Here is a 21,283-nt window from a genome sequence, read left to right on the forward strand (position 1 = left end):
ATAAGGACTTAATTATGAGCGCACAATTTACTACCCCAGTCGTAACCGCGATGCAGGTGATCCCGGTTGCGGGCCATGACAGCATGCTGATGAATCTGAGCGGCGCACATGCCCCGTTCTTCACGCGTAATATTGTGATTATCAAAGATAACTCCGGTCATACCGGCGTGGGTGAGATTCCCGGCGGCAAAAAAATTCGTCAGACCCTGGAAGATGCCATTCCGCTGGTGGTGGGCAAAACGTTAGGTGAATACAAAAACGTACTGAATGCGGTCCGCAATACCTTTGCCGATCGTGATGCCGGTGGCCGTGGTTTGCAGACCTTCGATTTACGTACCACTATTCATGTGGTTACCGGGATCGAAGCGGCCATGTTGGATCTGCTGGGTCAGCATCTGGGCGTTAACGTCGCATCTCTGCTGGGCGACGGTCAGCAGCGTAGCGAAGTTGAAATGCTGGGTTACCTGTTCTTCGTCGGTAACCGTAACGCGACGCCCCTGCCGTATCAGAGCCAGCCGGATGAGAAATGCGACTGGTATCGCCTGCGTCATGAAGAGGCGATGACCCCGGATGCGGTGGTGCGCCTGGCGGAAGCCGCATATGAGAAATATGGCTTCAACGATTTCAAACTGAAAGGCGGGGTGTTGGCCGGGGAAGAAGAAGCGGAATCTATTGTGGCGCTGGCGAAACGCTTTCCACAGGCACGCGTCACGCTCGATCCCAATGGTGCGTGGTCGCTGAATGAAGCGATTAAAATTGGTAAGTACCTGAAAGGATCGCTGGCTTATGCGGAAGATCCGTGCGGCGCCGAGCAGGGGTTCTCAGGCCGTGAAGTCATGGCGGAATTCCGTCGTGCTACCGGTCTGCCGACCGCCACCAACATGATCGCCACCGACTGGCGTCAGATGGGACATACGCTGTCGTTGCAGTCCGTGGATATCCCGCTGGCGGATCCGCACTTCTGGACTATGCAGGGTTCTGTCCGCGTTGCGCAGATGTGTCATGAGTTTGGGCTGACCTGGGGCTCGCACTCTAACAACCACTTTGATATTTCGCTGGCGATGTTTACTCATGTTGCGGCGGCGGCGCCGGGCAAAATTACCGCTATCGATACCCACTGGATCTGGCAGGAAGGCAATCAACGCCTGACCAAAGAGCCGTTTGAAATCAAAGGCGGCATGGTGCAGGTACCGGCGAAGCCGGGTCTGGGCGTGGAGCTGGATATGGATCAGGTTATGAAAGCTCATGAGCTGTATCAGCAACATGGACTGGGAGCGCGCGATGATGCCATGGGAATGCAGTATCTGATCCCGAACTGGACGTTTGATAATAAGCGTCCGTGCATGGTACGCTAAGCGAACTGGGACCGCTCCCACAAAAGGGGCGGTTTTTCTCCTGGTGTATGCTTAACACAGTCAACATGCGTAAGGATGCTTTATGAAAATAGTAATCGCACCGGATTCCTATAAGGAAAGTTTGAGTGCGCTTGAAGTGGCAACGGCTATTGAGCTGGGATTTCGTGAGATCTGGCCTGAGGCGAATTACGTGAAGATCCCGGTCGCGGATGGCGGTGAGGGAACGGTCGAAGCGATGGTTGCCGCAACGCAAGGCCACCTTGTGCATGTTGATGTTACCGGCCCTCTGGGTAAAACGATTCAGGCATTTTATGGTTTATCCGGGGATGAGCGTTCGGCGTTTATCGAAATGGCGGCCGCCAGCGGACTGGAGCAGGTTCCCGCAGGTTTACGCGATCCGCTGAAAACGACCTCCTGGGGAACCGGGGAGCTAATCCGTCATGCGCTGGACGCGGGCGTTGAACATATCATTATCGGCATTGGCGGCAGCGCCACCAATGATGGCGGTGCCGGGATGGTGCAAGCGCTGGGAGCAAAATTACTGGATGCGCAAAATAACGATATTGCTCATGGCGGGACTGGCCTTGAATCACTCGCCCGGATTGATATTTCTCAGCTAGACCCGCGTCTTGCCGCGTGCCGTATTGAAGTGGCCTGCGATGTGACTAATCCGTTGACCGGTGAAGAGGGGGCCTCTGCGGTCTTCGGTCCGCAAAAGGGGGCGACGCCGGAGATGATTCTTCGTCTTGATCGGGCGCTCACGCATTATGCGCAACTCATTGCCCGCGATCTGGACGTCAACGTGCTGGAACTGGCGGGTGGTGGCGCGGCTGGTGGTATGGGGGCGGCACTGTATGCGTTTTGCGGTGCGCAGTTACGCTGCGGTATTGAGGTCGTGACGGATGCGTTACACCTCGACGACTGCGTTGCGAATGCGGATTTAGTGGTCACGGGTGAAGGACGTATCGACAGCCAGACCATTCACGGTAAGGTTCCGGTTGGCGTGGCGAAGGTGGCAAAGCGTTACAACAAACCGGTTATCGGCATTGCCGGCAGCCTGACGGCTGATGTCGGTGTTGTACATGAGCATGGGCTGGATGCGGTTTTTAGCGTTATCTATACCGTTTGCACACTGGATGAGGCGCTGAAGAACGCGAGTGAGAACGTGCGAATGACGGCGCGAAACGTGGCCGCGACCCTGAAAGCGGGTCAGCAATTACGTTGAATGATGTGGCATGATTGCCGGATAAGACGCGTGAGCGTCGTCATCCGGCAATCAGATCTTTACCCTAACAACTTCTTCGCTTCGCGCGCAACGTTATCCATTTCATCCAGAAGCTCTAAAAACTCAGGCTCCAGCTCTTCTTCTTTGCTCCCGCTACGTAATTGCTGCTCAATCAGCTGACACAGGTTTTTCATGCGGGGAACGCCGCTATAACCGCAACTGCCATGCAGTTTATGGATCATATCCACCAGTCCTTCAGGGTTTTCACCTACCAGCTGTTCTTCAATTTTGTTACGCACTTCGGGCAGAAAATCGAGCAGCATTTGCAGCATATCCCGCGCCAGATCGTTTTTACCGGCGGCTTGCCTTAACGCCAGTTGCCAGTCGAGTGTGGTATTCGGATTGACGACCGGTTCAACAGCGAGCGCCCTCAGCGATGTGCTCGCGCCGGGTTTGTAGCGTAACAGCAGATTATGCAGCTTATCTTCTTCGATAGGCTTCGCCAGGTAATCGTTCATACCGGCGCTGAGCAGCTTCTCTTTTTGCCCGGCCATGGCATGCGCGGTGACCGCAATGACCGGCGTCTGTTGTTGATGAGGAAGCTGGTGGATCAGTTCGCAGGCGCGAATACCGTCCATGTCTGGCATCTGAATATCCATCAGGATGAGATCAAACTGCATCTGTTTGGCGCGATCCACTGCCTGATGTCCGCTGTCGCAGAGCACGACGTGCTGCACTTTATCTTCCAGCAGTGCGCCAATCAGCTTGAGGTTCGCCGGGTTGTCGTCCACCGCCATGACGGTCATCGCAATTTTGCTCTCGTCTAACAGTAGCGGAGCCGCGCTGTGGTTCAGTTGACAATACTCTGTCAACGCTGGCAGTAAGCGGGTTGAGGTTAGAGGTTTCAACAGGCACGCCGCCGCGCCGCCCTGCTTTAATTTCTCGGCGTTAATCTGCGCATGGCAAGGCAGAGCCAGTAACAAAAAGTCGGTCATCGCCGCTGCGCTTGCCAGCCGCTCATGCTGCATGGTGAGCGGTTCGCGTAAAGTGACCGGTATGCCAAGCAGCAGAATATCGTAGTGATCCTTCGGCAGCCCGGAAAATGAAGGGCTGTAAATCACCTCCAGCGGCGTTTCACTCAAGATATCTAACGTGCATTGCGCGGCTGTGGCGTTAGGTTCAACGTAGGCCAGCCGCTTTCCGGCCAGACAGTGCGTGGTTGAGCGATCCACGAGAACGTTAGGGTTGAGATCGAGGCTGATATGGAACCAGAACGTGGAGCCCCGGTTCGGCTGGCTGTGGAAGGAGATATCCCCGCCCATTTCATTGACCAGCTTTTGCGTAATGACCAGACCCAGTCCGGTCCCGCCGTGGCGGCGGGAAATACTGGCATCGGCCTGGCGGAAGGCCTGGAACAGGCGTGACTGATCGCGCTCAGGGATGCCAATTCCGGTATCGCGGATTTGCACTTCAATTTGCACTTTCGTGTTACTGAGGGCGCGTTTCTCGACCAGAATGTCGATATTGCCGCCTTCGGTAAATTTGATGGCATTGCCAACCAGATTAGTGATTACCTGCTGTAAGCGCAGCGGGTCCCCGATGACGTTGTCCGGCACGTCATTCTTAATATTTAGCGTCAGCTCAAGCCCTTTATCATGGGATGAGTGCGCTAACAGCGTGACGACGTCATCCAGCGTGCTACGTAGCGGGAATGGGATGCTTTCCAGAATCAGTTTGCCCGCCTCAAGTTTGGAGAAGTCGAGCACATCATTGATGATGGCCAACAGATTGTTGGCCGAGCGTTCAATCGTATTCAGGTGATCGCGCTGCGTCGTGTTGAGCTCGGTTTTAAGCGTCAGGCGGGTGAAGCCAATCACGCCATTCAGCGGCGTACGCAGCTCATGCGACATGTTAGCCAGAAACTCAGACTTAATACGCGCCGCTTCCTGGGCGCGTTTCTTCGCCAGATCCAGTTCGACGTTCTGGATTTCCATCTGCTCCAACGTTTCGCGCAGGTCAGAGGTGGCCTGGTCGATGTTGTGCTGCATCTCTTCATGGTAGGCCGCAAGTGACATCGCCATCGAGTTGATGCCATTTTTGAGCATATCCAGCTCGCCCAACATGAAACCTTCGACGCGGCTGTCGAGCTGTCCTCTACGTATTCGGTCAACGGTATTTACCATATTGCGAATCGGGCCAGTCACGTCGCGCATCAGACGCCAGCCAAAAATTAACGCAATACCGATACAAAACAGCATCATTACGCTGGAGATAAAGATCTCTTTATACTGCTGCAATCTTACTGACTTGAGGTCCAGCTCAAGCGCCACATACCCCAGCATATTTTCCGTATTTTTGGCGTCGCTGACGGCAGATTCATCCGGCGAATAGCTTTCCGATATAATTGGCGTTCGCAGGATCATGATATCCCCGAGCCGGGTGACGCTCAGCTTTCGGGGAAATGGTGAACCGGTTGCCAGCTGCATTTCAGACGGATCGAGATGAAAATTGGATGTGACAAACAGCCGGTTATTCTCGTCATAGACAGAAATTGCCCGCACGATATCGGAATGGCGACGATGCAGCACGCTGATAAGTTGGCCGATGGATTCTCTGTTTTGCAGATTCATGCCATATTCGCTGGAGACCGCGAGTGGCTCAATGATGCTGGCGCCAGCATCTTCCAGTTGACGCTGCAAGTCGTTATAGCGATGCACAACAAAAAAGATACTGAGCAGCAAACCAATCAGGACGGTCGGGGCCAGGATCAGAATCATCATGCGTGCGCGCAGGCTGTAGTTGGTCATGGAGTTCCGTTATGGGACAATTAGGGTCACACTGTTAAATAGAGAAATATCTCGTCGATGGCGCAATTCTACTCTGCAAAACGACGCGTGACGACGCGTCAGATCATAACCGTTACCGTCAATGACCTTGATCCTTTCGGCCAGGGCGTTGCTCGCCATAACGGAAAGGCGTTGTTTATACCGGAATTGCTACCTCAGGAAAGCGCCGAGGTGGTGATTACCGAAGATAAAAAACAGTTCGCCCGCGCGCAAGTAAAACGACGTTTAAACGACAGTCCGCAGCGTGAAGTGCCACGTTGCCCGCATTTTGGCGTGTGCGGCGGCTGCCAGCAGCAGCATGCCAGCATCTCGTTGCAGCAGCGTAGCAAAAGCGCGGCGTTGTCGCGTTTAATGAAATGTGAAGTGTCGGATGTTATAGCTGATACCCCGTGGGGCTATCGTCGTCGCGCCAGGTTGAGCCTGAATTATCGGCCAAAAGAACAAAAATTGCAGATGGGGTTTCGCAAATCCGCATCCAGCGACATTATCGATGTTAAACAATGCCCTATTTTGGTGCCCCAGCTTGAAGCGCTCTTGCCCCACATCCGGGCGTGTCTGGAAAGTCTGCAAGGGTTACGCCATCTTGGTCATGTCGAGCTGGTGCAGGCGGGGAGCGGAACCCTGATGATTTTGCGCCACACGGCGCCATTAAGTGTTCAGGATAAAGAAAAACTGGAATGCTTTTCGCATTCTCAGGGGCTGTCTTTGTTTCTGGCCCCGCAAAGCGAGATACTGGAATCAATATCAGAAGAGTCGCCCTGGTATGACTCAAATGGACTACGGTTAACCTTCAGTCCGCGTGATTTTATTCAGGTCAATGAAGGGGTAAACCAACAAATGGTGGCCCGTGCGCTCGAATGGCTTGATGTGCAACCTGAAGATCGCGTACTCGATCTGTTCTGTGGAATGGGTAATTTTACCCTGCCGTTGGCAACCCGGGCTGCAAACGTGGTGGGGGTGGAAGGGGTACCGGCGCTGGTGGAAAAAGGCCGGGAAAACGCGTTGAATAACGGATTACACAATGTGACATTCTTTCATGAAAACCTTGAGGAAGATGTTACCCGGCAGCCGTGGGCGAAAAACGGATTCGACAAAGTATTGCTTGATCCTGCGCGTGCGGGGGCTGCAGGTGTGATGCAACATATTATAAAATTAGAACCTATACGCGTTGTTTATGTATCCTGTAACCCGGCAACGCTGGCTCGTGACAGCGACGCTTTGCTCAACGCGGGATATGCCATACGGCGACTGGCGATGCTTGATATGTTCCCGCACACTGGACACTTGGAATCAATGGTCCTGTTTGAGCGTATGTAATAAATTTTGTACCCATTGGATTTCGGGTGGTAATGCAGCGTGAAAGACAATGGGTATGGCTTGTCGACTTCGACAGGCCAGGCCCCTTAAGGAGAGGACAATGGTTGCGGTAAGAAGTGCACATATAAATAAAGCTGGTGAGTTTGATCCAAAGAAATGGATCGCGAGTCTGGGGATCTCCAGCCAGCAGTCGTGTGAACGCTTAGCCGAAACCTGGGCGTACTGCCAGCAGCAGACACAGGGGCATCCGGATGCGGATCTGCTGCTGTGGCGTGGCGTGGAGATGGTAGAAATACTCTCCATGTTGAGCATGGATATCGACACGCTGCGCGCAGCAATGCTGTTCCCTCTGGCAGATGCCAACGTGGTCAGTGAAGACATCCTGCGCGAGAGCGTGGGCAAATCCATTGTTCATCTTATCCACGGCGTGCGGGATATGGCGGCAATACGCCAGCTTAAGGCCACTCATACCGATTCAGTCTCATCCGAACAGGTCGATAACGTTCGCCGCATGCTGCTGGCTATGGTGGATGATTTCCGCTGTGTGGTCATCAAGCTGGCGGAGCGGATTGCACATCTGCGTGAAGTGAAGGACGCTCCGGAAGATGAACGCGTTCTGGCGGCAAAAGAGTGCACCAATATCTATGCGCCGCTGGCCAACCGTTTGGGTATCGGGCAATTAAAATGGGAACTGGAAGATTACTGCTTCCGTTACCTGCACCCGGCTGAATACAAACGTATTGCCAAGCTGCTGCACGAACGTCGCATCGATCGCGAGCATTACATTGATGAGTTCGTCGGTCATTTGCGCTCAGAGATGAAAACGGAAGGCGTCAAAGCCGAAGTGTATGGACGTCCGAAACACATCTACAGCATCTGGCGCAAAATGCAGAAAAAGCAGCTGGCCTTCGATGAACTTTTCGACGTGCGCGCAGTGCGTATCGTGGCGGAGCGTTTACAGGACTGCTATGCCGCGCTCGGGATAGTGCATACTCACTATCGCCATCTGCCGGATGAGTTCGATGACTATGTCGCTAACCCGAAACCCAACGGCTATCAGTCAATTCATACGGTTGTGCTGGGACCGGGCGGCAAAACCATTGAAATTCAGATCCGTACGAAACAGATGCACGAAGATGCCGAACTGGGCGTTGCGGCACACTGGAAGTACAAAGAGGGCACCGCTTCAGGCGTAGCGCGTTCTGGTCATGAAGATCGTATTGCATGGCTGCGTAAGCTGATCGCCTGGCAGGAAGAGATGGCGGACTCTGGCGAAATGCTGGATGAAGTCCGTAGCCAGGTCTTTGATGACCGAGTGTACGTCTTTACGCCAAAAGGCGACGTTGTGGACTTACCTGCAGGCTCCACACCGCTCGATTTTGCTTATCATATTCACAGTGATGTGGGGCATCGTTGCATTGGCGCGAAAATTGGCGGGCGCATCGTACCGTTTACCTACCAGCTGCAGATGGGCGATCAAATTGAAATTATCACCCAGAAACAGCCCAACCCAAGCCGCGACTGGTTGAACCCTAACCTCGGCTATGTCACCACCAGTCGGGGGCGTTCGAAGATCCACGCCTGGTTCCGTAAACAGGACCGCGACAAAAACATCCTTGCTGGCCGCCAGATCCTCGACGATGAGCTGGCGCATTTAGGCATTAGCCTGAAAGAAGCGGAAAAGCACCTGCTGCCGCGCTACAGCTTCAATGAGCTGGATGAGCTGCTGGCGGCGATTGGTGGGGGGGATATTCGCCTCAACCAGATGGTGAACTTCCTGCAGGCGCAGTTTAATAAGCCAAGCGCAGCCGAACAGGATGCCGCCGCGCTGAAACAGCTTCAGCAGAAAACGCAGGCGCCGCAGAGTCGCCGTAAAGACGACGGTCGCGTGGTGGTGGAAGGGGTGGGTAACCTGATGCACCACATCGCGCGCTGCTGCCAGCCGATTCCAGGCGATGAAATTGTCGGGTTTATCACTCAGGGCCGCGGTATTTCCGTGCACCGGGCGGATTGCGAACAGCTGACCGAGCTGCGCTCCCATGCGCCGGAACGAATTGTTGATGCGGTTTGGGGCGAAAGCTACTCGGCAGGATATTCGCTGGTGGTTCGCGTCCAGGCTAACGATCGCAGCGGCTTATTACGTGATATCACCACGATTCTTGCCAACGAGAAGGTGAACGTGCTGGGGGTTGCCAGCCGGAGTGATACCAAACAGCAACTGGCTACCATCGATATGACCATCGAAATCTATAACCTGCAGGTGCTCGGGCGCGTGCTTGGCAAGCTGAACCAGGTGCCGGATGTGATCGACGCACGTCGTCTGCACGGTAATTAATTATTTTATAGGCCAGATAAGTTTGCATGCCTGGTGAGGCGCGTTAGCGTTGCCATCAGGCATTGCCATGTTGCCGGATATCGGCTGTCGTCTTATCTGGCCTCGCGTATTGAAATTTCAGGATATTCCAATGAATCAAATCGACCGACTGCTCGGTATTATGCAGCGCCTGCGCGACCCGGAAAACGGTTGTCCCTGGGATAAAGAGCAGACATTCGCCACTATTGCCCCTTACACCCTCGAAGAAACCTATGAAGTGCTGGACGCAATTGCGCGGGAAGACTTCGACGACCTGCGTGGAGAGCTGGGTGACTTGCTGTTCCAGGTGGTGTTTTACGCCCAGATGGCGCAGGAAGAAGGACGTTTCGATTTCAATGATATTTGCGCCGCCATCAGCGATAAGCTTGAGCGTCGCCACCCACATGTTTTTGCTGATGTTTCTGCCAGTAACAGCACTGAGGTGTTGACCCGCTGGGAGCAAATCAAAAGCGAAGAACGCGCCCAGAAGGCGCAGCATTCCGCACTCGACGATATTCCCCGTAGTTTACCGGCGTTAATGCGCGCCCAAAAAATCCAGAAACGCTGCTCTAATGTTGGCTTCGACTGGAAAACATTAGGACCGGTTGTCGACAAGGTTTACGAAGAGATCGATGAAGTCATGTTTGAGGCGAAGCAGGCTGTTGTCGACCAGGCTAAACTGGAGGAGGAAATGGGCGACCTGCTGTTTGCGACGGTCAATATGGCTCGGCATTTGGGCACTAAAGCAGAGACCGCATTGCAAAAAGCGAACGAGAAATTTGAGCGCCGTTTTCGTGAGGTTGAGCGAATTGTAGCGGCTCGGGGTCTGGAAATGACTGGTGTTGATCTGGAAACTATGGAAGAAGTCTGGCAACAGGTAAAACGGCAGGAAATTGATCTCTAAGGGATTTCGTCGGTCAAGGGCGATTTGTGTGATTTTTTAAATAACAAGCGCTTGATTTACGTCAAAAACATTTACCCCAAAGGGGCTATTTTCTCACTCCCGATGTTTATGTGAGCCTGGTGAAGAGGAGGAATAATGAAAGTTTGTGGCGCTCGTCATGTTCGGGTATACTACTTTCCCGTCTTGGTAATTCCATCGTTTCACCCTAACTTCTCAGGTCCAGCATGACAACGAACTATATTTTTGTGACCGGCGGGGTCGTATCCTCTCTGGGTAAAGGCATTGCCGCAGCCTCCCTGGCAGCCATTCTTGAGGCTCGTGGCCTCAACGTGACCATGATGAAACTGGATCCGTATATCAACGTCGATCCAGGTACTATGAGTCCAATCCAACACGGGGAAGTGTTCGTTACTGAAGACGGCGCTGAAACCGACCTGGACCTGGGTCACTATGAGCGTTTCATTCGTACCAAAATGACTCGCCGCAATAACTTCACTACCGGTCGAATTTACTCCGATGTCCTGCGCAAAGAGCGCCGTGGCGACTATCTGGGTGCAACCGTACAGGTTATCCCGCACATCACCAACGCGATTAAAGAGCGTGTCCTTGCCGGTGGCGAAGGTCATGACGTCGTTCTGGTTGAAATCGGCGGTACGGTCGGTGATATCGAATCCCTGCCATTCCTGGAAGCGATTCGCCAATTAGCGGTAGATATCGGTCGTGAACACGCGCTGTTCATGCACCTGACTCTGGTTCCTTACCTGGCCGCTGCCGGTGAAGTCAAAACTAAACCGACTCAGCACTCGGTAAAAGAGTTGCTGTCTATCGGTATCCAGCCTGACATTCTGATCTGTCGTTCCGATCGCGCGGTTCCGGCCAACGAACGTGCAAAAATTGCATTGTTCTGTAACGTGCCAGAAAAAGCCGTTATTTCAATGAAAGATGTCGATTCCATCTATAAAATTCCAGGCCTGTTGAAATCCCAGGGCCTTGACGATTATATTTGTAAACGATTCAGCTTGAACTGTCCGGAAGCTAATCTGTCAGAATGGGAACAGGTTATCTACGAAGAAGCGAATCCGGCAGGCGAAGTGACTATCGGTATGGTTGGCAAGTATATTGAACTGCCGGATGCCTATAAGTCAGTTATCGAAGCATTGAAGCACGGTGGTCTGAAGAATCGTGTCACCGTCAACATTAAGCTGATCGATTCGCAAGATGTCGAAACGCGCGGCGTTGAGATCCTGAAAGGTCTTGATGCAATCCTGATCCCTGGCGGCTTCGGCTACCGTGGTGTTGAAGGTAAGATCGCGACAGCGCGCTTTGCGCGTGAAAACAATGTTCCTTATCTGGGTATTTGCCTGGGTATGCAGGTTGCGTTGATTGAGTTTGCACGTAACGTAGTGGGTATGGATAACGCCAACTCCACGGAATTTGTGCCAGACTGTAAGTACCCGGTGGTGGCCCTGATTACCGAATGGCGCGATGAAGACGGCAACGTTGAAGTCCGTACCGAGAAGAGCGATCTGGGCGGCACAATGCGCCTTGGCGCCCAGCAGTGTCAGTTGAGCGACGATAGCCTGGTTCGTCAGCTGTACGGTGCGCCGACAATTGTTGAACGCCATCGCCACCGTTACGAAGTCAACAATATGCTGTTGAAACAGATTGAAGCTGCGGGTCTGCGTATTGCAGGCCGTTCCGGTGATGATCAGTTGGTCGAGATCATTGAGGTACCGAATCATCCGTGGTTCGTGGCCTGTCAGTTCCACCCGGAATTTACTTCCACGCCACGTGATGGGCACCCGCTGTTTGCCGGCTTTGTGAAAGCCGCCAGTGAACATCAGAAGCGTCAGGCGAAGTAAGAAGTAAAAAAGTTAGAACGGCAATGCACCCATCCGGGTGCATTGTTTGTCTGGAGTTTTAGTTTAACTTGTACTGAGGAAAATCTAATGTCCAAAATCGTTAAAATCATCGGTCGTGAAATCATCGACTCCCGTGGTAACCCGACTGTTGAAGCCGAAGTACACCTGGAAGGTGGTTTCGTTGGTATGGCAGCAGCTCCGTCAGGTGCTTCTACTGGTTCCCGCGAAGCACTGGAACTGCGCGACGGCGACAAATCCCGTTTCATGGGTAAAGGCGTACTGAAAGCTGTTGCAGCTGTTAACGGCCCAATTGCTCAGGCTCTGCTGGGTAAAGATGCTAAAGATCAGGCTGGCATCGACAAGATCATGATCGATCTGGACGGTACTGAAAACAAATCCAACTTCGGTGCAAACGCCATCCTGGCTGTGTCCCTGGCGAACGCCAAAGCAGCAGCTGCTGCTAAAGGCCTGCCGCTGTATGCACACATCGCTGAACTGAACGGTACTCCGGGCAAATACTCCATGCCGGTTCCGATGATGAACATCATCAACGGTGGTGAGCACGCTGACAACAACGTTGACATCCAGGAGTTCATGATTCAGCCGGTTGGCGCTAAAACCCTGAAAGAAGCCGTACGTATGGGTTCTGAAGTGTTCCACAACCTGGCTAAAGTTCTGAAAGCTAAAGGTATGAACACTGCAGTGGGTGACGAAGGCGGCTACGCGCCGAACCTGGGTTCCAACGCTGAAGCTCTGGCTGTAATCGCTGAAGCGGTTAAAGCAGCTGGCTACGAGCTGGGCAAAGACATCACCCTGGCGATGGACTGTGCAGCTTCTGAATTCTACAAAGACGGTAAATACGTTCTGGCTGGCGAAGGCAACAAAGCATTCACCTCCGAAGAATTCACTCATTTCCTGGAAGAACTGACCAAACAGTACCCGATCGTGTCCATCGAAGATGGTCTGGACGAGTCTGACTGGGACGGTTTCGCATACCAGACTAAAGTTCTGGGCGACAAAATCCAGCTGGTTGGTGACGATCTGTTCGTAACCAACACCAAGATCCTGAAAGAAGGCATCGAAAAAGGCATCGTTAACTCCATCCTGATCAAATTCAACCAGATCGGTTCTCTGACCGAAACTCTGGCTGCGATCAAAATGGCGAAAGACGCTGGCTACACCGCTGTCATCTCTCACCGTTCTGGCGAAACTGAAGACGCTACCATCGCTGACCTGGCTGTTGGTACCGCTGCAGGCCAGATCAAAACCGGTTCTATGAGCCGTTCTGACCGCGTTGCTAAGTACAACCAGCTGATTCGTATCGAAGAAGCTCTGGGTGAACAAGCGCCGTACAACGGTCGTAAAGAGATCAAAGGTCAGGCGTAATCCTGTTCTTTAACTCTTAACGTAAAAACCCGCTGCGGCGGGTTTTTTTATGCCTCTAAAGCAGTAGCGGTAAGGTCGCACTGGCGGTTTTCTGGCTCACATCACTGTACTTTTCATCCAGCGCAATCAGTGACGTGATGAGCAGTTCTACCAACAGCATCACTCCCACCTTGGCGTTTAGCGCACCAGCACTCAACGGACCTTCTGGTTTGGCTGCGACCAGTTGAATATCACTCAGCGAAGCCAACGGACTGCGCGGCGTATTACTTAACGCCAGTACGCGCGCGCCTTGCTTACGCGCCAGTTTAACGACATGCAGCAGATCGCGCGTGGAGCCTGAGCTGGAAATCGCCACCACGAGCGTGTCTTTGCTTAGCGTTGTGGCGTTCATGGCTGCGCGATGCATATCGCTGAACATTTGTGCGGGTTTGCCCAAGCGCAGGAGTTTGTAATGTAAATACTCCCCCAGAATGGCGCTGGCCGCTACGCCATAAATCTGTACCGACTGCGCCTGATGCAGCGCAAGAGCGGCTGCTTCAAGTAATGCTCTGTCGAGTAATTTTGCTGTGTCCTGCAGTGCTTGCACGGATTCATTGACCACATTGTCAATTTCATCCCCGCTGTGCTCTACCGGCTGTTCTTGCTGGAGATCGAGTGCCAGCGCCATTTTGAACTCGTTATAGCCCTTACACCCCAGCGTACGGCACAGCCGTGTGACGCTAGCTTCGCTGGTGTCGCTTTCACGCGCCAGTTCGGTAATCGTCAGGTAGACAACTTTTGCCGGATCGCTAAGCACAAACTCTCCCAGCTTCTGTTGTGTTCGGCTATATCCGTCAACGCTCTGGCGCAATCTCAGCAGCAGGTTTTCATTTTCTGACATGCAAAATCCTTAATGCGTTTCTCTGCTGATAGTGTGGCGGAAAGCAGGGGAGAGATGCCAGTCATTTTAAAAAAGTATGATCGGCTTCCTGGTTTTTGATGATAATTTTCATTTATAAAAATAATCATGGTAAAAATTTTCATCACTAGTCGGGGAGATGAAAAAATGATGCAAATGTTTAGCGGCGCCTCATCGGGTGCATGGTTTGAAAAAGCGCAGCGCTTCGGCAAATCCTTCATGCTGCCGATTGCGGTATTGCCCGCCGCGGGACTGTTGTTAGGGATTGGCGGCGCACTGTCGAATCCAAACACATTGACGGCTTATCCGTTTTTGGATGTCGACTGGTTGCAGGCAATCTTCACAATCATGACCAGCGCCGGTTCTATTGTGTTTGCCAATCTTTCGGTGCTGTTTGCAGTGGGTGTCGCTGTAGGACTGGCGAAAACGGATAAAGGTACCGCCGGGCTGGCGGCATTGCTGGCATTTTTGGTGATGAATGCCACTATCAATGCCTTATTGACCCTCAACGGGACACTGGCGCACGAGAACCCGGGTGCCGTTGGCCAGGGGATGACGCTGGGTATTCAGACGCTGGAAACGGGCGTGTTTGGTGGGGTGGTTATTGGTCTTGTCACCTGCGCGCTGCATAGCCGTTTCAATAAAGTCTCACTACCTCAGTTCCTTGGTTTCTTCAGCGGTTCGCGCTTTGTACCGATTATTAGCTCCCTTGCCGCGATTGTTGTGGGGGCTGTCATGACAGTGGTTTGGCCGCATTTCCAGAAACTCATTTTTGGGCTGGGTGGTCTGGTGGATGCGACGGGTTATCTGGGGACACTGTTGTACGGCTTCATCCTGCGTATGCTTGGCCCACTGGGTTTACACCATATCTTTTATTTGCCGTTCTGGACGACGGCGCTTGGCGGTAGCGAAATCGTCAACGGCCAGTTGGTTGAAGGTACGCAGCGGATTTTCTTTGCCCAACTTGCCGATCCGAATACGCAGCAGTTCTATGCGGGCACCTCGCGCTTTATGTCCGGGCGATTCATTACCATGATGTTTGGCCTGCTTGGCGCATGCCTGGCGATGTACCACACTGCCAAGCCGGAGAACAGAAAGCTTGTCGCCGGCCTGCTGTTGTCGGCAGCCCTGACCTCTTTCCTGACGGGGATCACTGAGCCTATCGAGTTCTCCTTCCTCTTTGTGGCTCCCGTGTTATATGTCATTCACGCCTTCTTCGATGGCCTGGCGTTTATGATGGCTCATATTTTACATATCACTATTGGGCAAACTTTTTCGGGTGGGCTTATCGATTTCCTCCTCTTCGGCGTCTTACAAGGGGAAGCTAAAACCAACTGGATGTACGTTCCCATGGTGGGGATACCGTGGTTCTTCCTTTACTACTTTACCTTCCGCTATTTGATTAACCGCTTTGGCTGGCTGACACCTGGGCGTGAAAACGTAACCCCAATTGAATCCGGTCTGCCTCAAAGTGAACGCGCAGCGGCAGTCATCTCTGGGCTGGGAGGCAAAGAGAATCTGGAAGAGGTGGACTGTTGCGCCACACGCTTACGCGTGACGGTGAAAGAGAGCAGCAAGGTAGATGAAGCGGCGCTGAAAGCGACCGGAGCACGTGGCGTTATTATTCGCGGTAAAGGTGTTCAGGTGATTTATGGCCCGCATGTCACCATCATTAAAAACGAAGTCGAAGAGATCTTATCGTAATGAAAACTGTACTGGATTGCCTGAAAGGTAAATTAATCGTCTCCTGTCAGGCGCTGGAAAATGAGCCTCTGCACAGTCCATTTATTATGTCGCGTATGGCGTTGGCGGCAGCACAGGGCGGTGCGGTAGGTATCCGTGCGAACAGCGTGGTGGATATTCGCGCTATCAAAGAGATCGTCTCACTGCCGGTGATTGGGATTATCAAGCGCGATTATCCGGGTAGTGATGTGTTTATCACGGCCACCCTGCAGGAAGTGGATGAGTTGATGACCGTTGAGCCGGAAATTATTGCTCTGGACGCGACAGCGCGCCCGCGCCCTGGTGGGCAAACGCTGGAAGAACTGGTCGCACAGGTCCGCGCTCGCTACCCGTCCGTACTGCTGATGGCGGATATCGCCACTGTAGACGAGGCGGTGACCGCCGAGCGTCTGGGGTTTGACTGCGTGGGCACTACGCTCTACGGCTATACCGCTGACACTGTCGGGCATGTGCTGGCGGAAAACGACTGCAGTTTTTTACGTGAGGTGTTGGCTGCGGTCAGCATACCGGTCGTGGCGGAAGGAAACGTCGATACCCCGGAACGTGCTGCACGTTGCCTGGCATTAGGTGCCCATACCGTGGTGGTTGGAGGGGCTATCACGCGTCCGCAGCAGATTACGGCACGCTTTGCCGCGGCGATCGCCGCGTAAAGCATCGATGGGGCATGATACTTTGGCGGGGATCTGCGATAATTATCGTTTATCCCCATATTGAGAGCGCTATGCAGTACCCGATTAACGAGATGTTCCAGACCCTGCAAGGTGAGGGTTACTTTACCGGCGTCCCCGCCATTTTTATTCGTTTACAGGGATGCCCGGTTGGCTGTGCCTGGTGCGATACCAAACACACCTGGGATAAGCTTGAGGATCGGGAAGTTTCCCTGTACAGCATCCTGGCTAAGACCAAAGAGAGCGATAAATGGGGCGCGGCGAGCAGCGAGGATCTGCTGGCGGTCATTGTGCGTCAGGGCTATACCGCCCGTCACGTGGTGATAACCGGTGGCGAGCCCTGCATTCATGACCTGATGCCGCTGACAGACCTGCTGGAAAAGAACGGCTTTAGCTGCCAGATTGAAACCAGCGGTACCCACGAAGTGCGCTGTACGCCGAATACCTGGGTGACCGTATCGCCGAAGGTGAATATGCGCGGCGGTTATGATGTGCTGTCGCAGGCGCTGGAGCGTGCGAATGAAATCAAACATCCGGTTGGTCGCGTTCGCGATATTGAAGCGCTGGATGAACTGCTGGCTACGTTGAGCGACGACAAACCGCGTATCATAGCCTTACAGCCAATCAGCCAGAAAGACGATGCCACGCGTTTGTGTATTGATACCTGTATCGCGCGTAACTGGCGTCTGTCGATGCAGACCCATAAATATCTGAATATTGCCTGATGATAATGGGTTTATCGGCCTGCATTGAGTGCTACATGCAGGCCGGACAACCTTATGCGTTAGACCAGCTCTGAATCGAATTAACGTTATCCAGGCCGCCATGCAACACTTCATACGACTTTTTCAGGATCACATCGGTGTGCTGGGTTAAATCGCGGAAAATCCCTTTGTTCAGCGCGTCATAGCCTCTGGCGTTGCTTTCTATTGGTGTGAATACATCTTTCACCCGCACCATTTTTTCTATCGCGGTCTCATAGTTCGGATAGAGACCAAGCCCTACCGCCGTGTTAATGGCCGCGCCCAGGCTGGCGCAACCGTTAATGGCATTCCGTCTTGCTGGAAGATTGAACACGTCGGCAAAAATTTGCATGAATAGATCGCTGTTTGAACCGCCGCCCGTAATGATCACTTGTTTAGCGAAGTGGTTCATTTCGTTACACATATTGTCGTAATTGTTTTTCAGCGTCAGCGCAACGCTCTCCAGAATAGAGCGGTAAATCCAGGCGTAGTCCATGCTGGAGTCAAAGCCAATCATGATCCCACGTTTGAACGGTTCCCACGGGTTGGTCAGCCAGTCCAGGACGGTCATCAGGCCATTACAACCGGGTGGTACGCTGGCCGCTTTCTTATTCAGCAAATCTTCCGGCGACAGATCCTGCGCTTTCGCATCCTGGATTAGTGATTCCCCCAACATGTCCCGCAGCCAACTGACCGTCCACATCCCTTTGCGAATGCCATAGCCTTCGTATAGCAACGTTTGCGGAATCGAAGACATAATTGGCCAATAAGCGACGGGATCTTTGGGCAGGGCTTTGCCGTTCATCATCAGGGCGATATAGGTGCCTAATGAGATAACCGCGGTTTCGTCGTCCAGCAATCCTGCGCCCAGGGCCTCTACCGGTTTGTCGCTGGTGGTGCAAACCACCGGTAATCCGGCAGGGAAGCTGGTCGCCTTCGCGGCAGCGTCGGTCAAGTGCCCGATCACGGTTCCCGGCATCTGCACCTCGAACAGCATCCTGCGCGGGATATTGAATTTCTTCACCACCTCCGGGTCGTCGCTCCATGTCCAGGTTTTGTAATCCACCGGCCACTGACCAAAGTAGTTGGCGATATTGTCTTTAAATTCACCGGTTAAGCGATGTGACAAATAACCTGAAAATGAGGTGACGTAAGCCACATCAGGATTGGCGTGCTCATAGGGGCGGGTGACGCGCGCGTCCTGCCAGCTGATCAATGGCGCAGCGGGCGTGCCGTCTGCTTTGAGCAATGCGCGACAGCAGCGAATGGAGCCCAGACCAATCCCGACAATGTCTTTTGGATCTCCCGCGAACTGGCTCATTAAGTCTTTGCCAGCAAAACACAATGAAGCCCATAAATCGTCGTCCGGATGCTCTGCCGTATCGGCATCGGGAGTAAACATCGGTTGCAGGAGACCTTTTCCTTCACACACCACGTTACCTTCCAGATCGTACATCACAACCTTGGTACTCTGACTTCCGCCATCAATTCCAATGATGTATTTCTTTGACATTGTCATTCTCCTTTAATTTTCCATCTTCACTCGCCGGAGGTTTCTGCGGCCAGTGAGGTTATCTTTTCCGGTTCGGCGTTGTTGGTGCGAATTTTGCGAAACAATAAGAACGTGAAGAGGATGACCATGCACAGCGCCGCCAGTCCCATCAGCCACATATTGCGATAGGCTTGTGCCGCCGGGAGCGTATCCTGCCAGTGGCCGACAATCGGATAGACGAACACGTCGGGCAGAAAACCGATCACCGAGCAGATCCCTACGGTGGTTCCCATGATGTAAGAAGGGGTTCTGGCCTCGCCGGGACAGGCCCAGTAAAGCCCGCGCGAGGCGTAGCAGGTGAAGCCCAGCAGCAGAATCAGGCCGATCCCCATAACCACGGACTGCGGATTTGAGTTCGTCACCAGCAGGGCAATCAGCGCAGCGGCGCCGACAATTGAAAGCAGTTGCACCACGCGCGTTGGCGACTTAATTTTGCTGTAGGTGGTGATGATGCCGCCCAGCGGCCCACAGATAGCCCGGAAGATCTTGTTGATGACGATCCCCATGTAGCTCGCCGCGACCAGCGACATGCCGTACATTTCAGTCAGATAGTTGGTGGAGTAGCTGAGAATGGCGTAGATCGTAAAGACGCCAAAAATAACCATGCTGCAATACCAGGTGGTGCTGATACGCAGCACGGCGATGATATCTTTGAGCTGAAACGGCTGCTTATCCTCTTTCGCACCGTGGCTGCGGCTGTTGCCATCGTTCACGAAGAACCAGCACAAAATTCCCAACAGGATGTAAACCACGCTATAAATCAGGATCACGGCCTTCAGGCTGTTGCTGTCATCCGGTGCGAAGCGAGAAAAGACCCACATGGTAAATACCGCCAACGACATGACGCCGACGCCGCGCAGGCCTTCCATCCAGCCCATGATTTTCCCTTGTTCACTGTGATCCCCCAGCAGCGAGGCGGCTTTAATTGATACCGACCACAGCATCAGGATTGTCGTGATGGCAAAGGCGACCTGAATACAGAGCATGACCCACAACGGTGGATAGGTCATCATCAGCAGACCGAGCAAGCCGGTAATTATCATGGCTGAGGTAATCATTTTTCGATGGGAGAATTTATCGGCAATAACCCCGCTGGGTGCATACAGAATAATAGCGGCAACGCCAAAGGTACTCATTATTAATCCAATTTCGGTATTGCTAAATCCCATGAATTTTGCCATGGGAATTTGATAGATATAACGTAAATAGGCTAAATCAAAACTAACGCCACCACTGAAACTAATAATGGCGAGTGTTATCCAACGGCGATATGAGGATTGTTGCATATCGGGCTCTCATTTTATGCAGACAAAAAAAAGAGAAAAGTAAACCGCCCTTTCAGGTGGATTACTTTTCTCAGGTCTCTAGTAATTGCGCTTAGAAATAACATGGAAGTGTGGGTTATAGTGTGAGAATAATCACGCTTCTTGTTTTTAGTCATCAATACAGAATGAACAAAGCATCTGTGATTTTGATCACGTTAGATATTTTCTCGTTATGCTAAAAATTCATTCCAGTTACCAGAGATAATGAGAAAGGTGACTTCCCTCTAGCGGGGGAAGTTGCCTTTCTTTTTTTTTGCCTAAAGGAATTTGGAGCCAGCTATGTCAATCGAATCTCTCAATGCATTCTCAATGAATTTTTTCTCCCTGAAAGGGAAAACGGCGATCGTAACGGGCGGCAACAGCGGTCTGGGTCAGGCTTTTGCGATGGCGCTGGCGAAAGCCGGGGCGAATCTGTTTATCCCAAGTTTTGTAAAAGATAACGGCGAAACGAAGGAAATTATTGAAAAACAGGGTGTTGAAGTCGAGTTTATACAGGTGGATATCACCGAAAAAGGGGCACCGCAGAAGATTATCGCCGCCTGCTGCGAGCGTTTTGGCACCGTTGATATTCTGGTGAACAACGCCGGAATTTGTAAGCTGAATAAGGTACTGGACTTTGGTCGTGCGGACTGGGATCCGATGATTGACGTCAACCTGACGGCGGCGTTTGAACTGAGCTACGAAGCGGCAAAAATTATGATTCCGCAAAACAGCGGTAAAATTATAAATATCTGTTCTTTGTTCTCTTATCTTGGCGGACAGTGGTCTCCGGCTTATTCAGCGACAAAACATGCGCTTGCCGGTTTTACCAAGGCGTATTGCGATGAATTGGGGCAATATAATATTCAGGTTAACGGTATCGCACCGGGATATTATGCAACGGATATTACGCTGGCTACGCGCAGCAATCCGGAAACGAATCAGCGCGTATTGGATCATATCCCAGCTAATCGTTGGGGCGATACCCAGGATTTAATGGGGGCTGCGATATTCCTTGCCAGTCAGGCTTCTAATTATGTTAACGGTCATTTACTGGTCGTCGATGGCGGTTATTTAGTTCGCTAATATCTACCTATAGTTTCTGTATTATTAATTGTTCTGCTAAT

At 52.5% G+C, this 21,283-nt stretch carries 15 protein-coding genes; 11 read left to right on the top strand and 4 right to left on the bottom strand.

Annotated elements, in window-relative coordinates; all coding sequences use genetic code 11:
• The first annotated feature begins 14 nt into the window (after nucleotides 1–14).
• Nucleotides 15–1,355 (top strand): glucarate dehydratase, encoded by a 1,341-nt coding sequence (gene gudD / locus O6D90_RS04705; RefSeq protein WP_016157352.1) that lies wholly within the window; start codon nucleotides 15–17, stop codon nucleotides 1,353–1,355.
• 82 nt (nucleotides 1,356–1,437) lie between these two features.
• Nucleotides 1,438–2,580, top strand: coding sequence for a glycerate kinase (locus tag O6D90_RS04710; protein WP_016157351.1), 1,143 nt, complete (start codon nucleotides 1,438–1,440; stop codon nucleotides 2,578–2,580).
• Between the two features lie 59 nt (nucleotides 2,581–2,639).
• Here O6D90_RS04710 and barA read toward each other — a convergent pair whose 3' ends face one another.
• Complete coding sequence (gene barA, locus O6D90_RS04715) at nucleotides 2,640–5,387, bottom strand: two-component sensor histidine kinase BarA (protein WP_016154237.1); 2,748 nt, start codon at nucleotides 5,385–5,387, stop codon at nucleotides 2,640–2,642.
• 57 nt (nucleotides 5,388–5,444) lie between these two features.
• On the opposite strand from barA, the gene rlmD reads away from it, so the two are divergent.
• The 5 genes from rlmD (at nucleotide 5,445) to eno (ending at nucleotide 13,248) form a co-directional block, all read left to right on the top strand.
• Nucleotides 5,445–6,743, top strand: coding sequence for a 23S rRNA (uracil(1939)-C(5))-methyltransferase RlmD (gene rlmD / locus O6D90_RS04720; protein WP_016157350.1), 1,299 nt, complete (start codon nucleotides 5,445–5,447; stop codon nucleotides 6,741–6,743).
• Nucleotides 6,744–6,843: 100 nt separating this feature from the next.
• Nucleotides 6,844–9,078, top strand: coding sequence for a GTP diphosphokinase (gene relA / locus O6D90_RS04725; RefSeq protein WP_016154235.1), 2,235 nt, complete (start codon nucleotides 6,844–6,846; stop codon nucleotides 9,076–9,078).
• 130 nt (nucleotides 9,079–9,208) lie between these two features.
• The gene (gene mazG / locus O6D90_RS04730; RefSeq protein ID WP_016154234.1) at nucleotides 9,209–10,000 is read left to right on the top strand and encodes a nucleoside triphosphate pyrophosphohydrolase; all 792 of its coding nucleotides are present in this window, start codon (nucleotides 9,209–9,211) and stop codon (nucleotides 9,998–10,000) included.
• A gap of 224 nt (nucleotides 10,001–10,224) precedes the next feature.
• Nucleotides 10,225–11,862, top strand: a complete 1,638-nt coding sequence (gene pyrG, locus O6D90_RS04735; RefSeq protein WP_016154233.1) for a glutamine hydrolyzing CTP synthase — start codon at nucleotides 10,225–10,227, stop codon at nucleotides 11,860–11,862.
• A gap of 87 nt (nucleotides 11,863–11,949) precedes the next feature.
• Complete coding sequence (gene eno, locus O6D90_RS04740; protein WP_003034129.1) at nucleotides 11,950–13,248, top strand: phosphopyruvate hydratase; 1,299 nt, start codon at nucleotides 11,950–11,952, stop codon at nucleotides 13,246–13,248.
• A 55-nt stretch (nucleotides 13,249–13,303) separates the two neighbouring features.
• On the opposite strand, the gene O6D90_RS04745 is transcribed toward eno, so the two are convergent.
• Complete coding sequence (locus O6D90_RS04745; protein ID WP_016157349.1) at nucleotides 13,304–14,128, bottom strand: MurR/RpiR family transcriptional regulator; 825 nt, start codon at nucleotides 14,126–14,128, stop codon at nucleotides 13,304–13,306.
• Nucleotides 14,129–14,293: 165 nt separating this feature from the next.
• On the opposite strand from O6D90_RS04745, the gene O6D90_RS04750 reads away from it, so the two are divergent.
• From O6D90_RS04750 to queE, 3 genes are all read left to right on the top strand, one after another.
• Nucleotides 14,294–15,850: a maltose/glucose-specific PTS transporter subunit IIC gene (locus O6D90_RS04750; RefSeq protein ID WP_016157348.1), complete on the top strand. Its 1,557-nt coding sequence runs from the start codon at nucleotides 14,294–14,296 to the stop codon at nucleotides 15,848–15,850.
• Nucleotides 15,850–16,539 (top strand): N-acetylmannosamine-6-phosphate 2-epimerase, encoded by a 690-nt coding sequence (locus O6D90_RS04755; RefSeq protein WP_016157347.1) that lies wholly within the window; start codon nucleotides 15,850–15,852, stop codon nucleotides 16,537–16,539. Before O6D90_RS04750 ends, O6D90_RS04755 begins: the two co-directional genes overlap by 1 nt.
• Nucleotides 16,540–16,610: 71 nt before the next feature.
• A complete protein-coding gene (gene queE, locus O6D90_RS04760; protein ID WP_016157346.1) occupies nucleotides 16,611–17,282 on the top strand; it encodes a 7-carboxy-7-deazaguanine synthase QueE in 672 nt (223 codons plus the stop codon).
• A gap of 52 nt (nucleotides 17,283–17,334) precedes the next feature.
• Here queE and O6D90_RS04765 read toward each other — a convergent pair whose 3' ends face one another.
• Together O6D90_RS04765 and O6D90_RS04770 are read right to left on the bottom strand one after the other, a co-directional pair.
• Nucleotides 17,335–18,813, bottom strand: a complete 1,479-nt coding sequence (locus O6D90_RS04765; RefSeq protein ID WP_016157345.1) for an FGGY-family carbohydrate kinase — start codon at nucleotides 18,811–18,813, stop codon at nucleotides 17,335–17,337.
• Between the two features lie 26 nt (nucleotides 18,814–18,839).
• A complete protein-coding gene (locus tag O6D90_RS04770; protein WP_016157344.1) occupies nucleotides 18,840–20,138 on the bottom strand; it encodes an MFS transporter in 1,299 nt (432 codons plus the stop codon).
• Between the two features lie 318 nt (nucleotides 20,139–20,456).
• Here O6D90_RS04770 and O6D90_RS04775 point away from each other — a divergent pair, with 318 nt between their 5' ends.
• On the top strand, nucleotides 20,457–21,242 hold the full coding sequence (locus tag O6D90_RS04775; RefSeq protein WP_016157343.1) for an SDR family oxidoreductase: 786 nt from the start codon (nucleotides 20,457–20,459) through the stop codon (nucleotides 21,240–21,242).
• The last annotated feature ends 41 nt before the right edge of the window (nucleotides 21,243–21,283 follow it).

Source organism: Citrobacter sp. 21OH12SH02A-Citro (assembly GCF_027919895.1).
In the GTDB taxonomy this organism is placed as follows: Bacteria; Pseudomonadota; Gammaproteobacteria; order Enterobacterales; family Enterobacteriaceae; genus Citrobacter; species Citrobacter braakii.

What these genes read in the sequence shown, in the direction of transcription:
- rlmD (WP_016157350.1), top strand. Translation starts at nt 5,445, where the DNA reads ATGGCGCAATTCTACTCTGCAAAACGACGCGTGACGACGCGTCAGATC.
- O6D90_RS04750 (WP_016157348.1), top strand. Translation starts at nt 14,294, where the DNA reads ATGATGCAAATGTTTAGCGGCGCCTCATCGGGTGCATGGTTTGAAAAA.
- O6D90_RS04765 (WP_016157345.1), bottom strand. Translation starts at nt 18,813, where the DNA reads ATGTCAAAGAAATACATCATTGGAATTGATGGCGGAAGTCAGAGTACC.
- O6D90_RS04710 (WP_016157351.1), top strand. Translation starts at nt 1,438, where the DNA reads ATGAAAATAGTAATCGCACCGGATTCCTATAAGGAAAGTTTGAGTGCG.
- relA (WP_016154235.1), top strand. Translation starts at nt 6,844, where the DNA reads ATGGTTGCGGTAAGAAGTGCACATATAAATAAAGCTGGTGAGTTTGAT.
- O6D90_RS04775 (WP_016157343.1), top strand. Translation starts at nt 20,457, where the DNA reads ATGTCAATCGAATCTCTCAATGCATTCTCAATGAATTTTTTCTCCCTG.
- eno (WP_003034129.1), top strand. Translation starts at nt 11,950, where the DNA reads ATGTCCAAAATCGTTAAAATCATCGGTCGTGAAATCATCGACTCCCGT.
- O6D90_RS04770 (WP_016157344.1), bottom strand. Translation starts at nt 20,138, where the DNA reads ATGCAACAATCCTCATATCGCCGTTGGATAACACTCGCCATTATTAGT.
- barA (WP_016154237.1), bottom strand. Translation starts at nt 5,387, where the DNA reads ATGACCAACTACAGCCTGCGCGCACGCATGATGATTCTGATCCTGGCC.
- gudD (WP_016157352.1), top strand. Translation starts at nt 15, where the DNA reads ATGAGCGCACAATTTACTACCCCAGTCGTAACCGCGATGCAGGTGATC.
- queE (WP_016157346.1), top strand. Translation starts at nt 16,611, where the DNA reads ATGCAGTACCCGATTAACGAGATGTTCCAGACCCTGCAAGGTGAGGGT.
- pyrG (WP_016154233.1), top strand. Translation starts at nt 10,225, where the DNA reads ATGACAACGAACTATATTTTTGTGACCGGCGGGGTCGTATCCTCTCTG.
- mazG (WP_016154234.1), top strand. Translation starts at nt 9,209, where the DNA reads ATGAATCAAATCGACCGACTGCTCGGTATTATGCAGCGCCTGCGCGAC.
- O6D90_RS04755 (WP_016157347.1), top strand. Translation starts at nt 15,850, where the DNA reads ATGAAAACTGTACTGGATTGCCTGAAAGGTAAATTAATCGTCTCCTGT.
- O6D90_RS04745 (WP_016157349.1), bottom strand. Translation starts at nt 14,128, where the DNA reads ATGTCAGAAAATGAAAACCTGCTGCTGAGATTGCGCCAGAGCGTTGAC.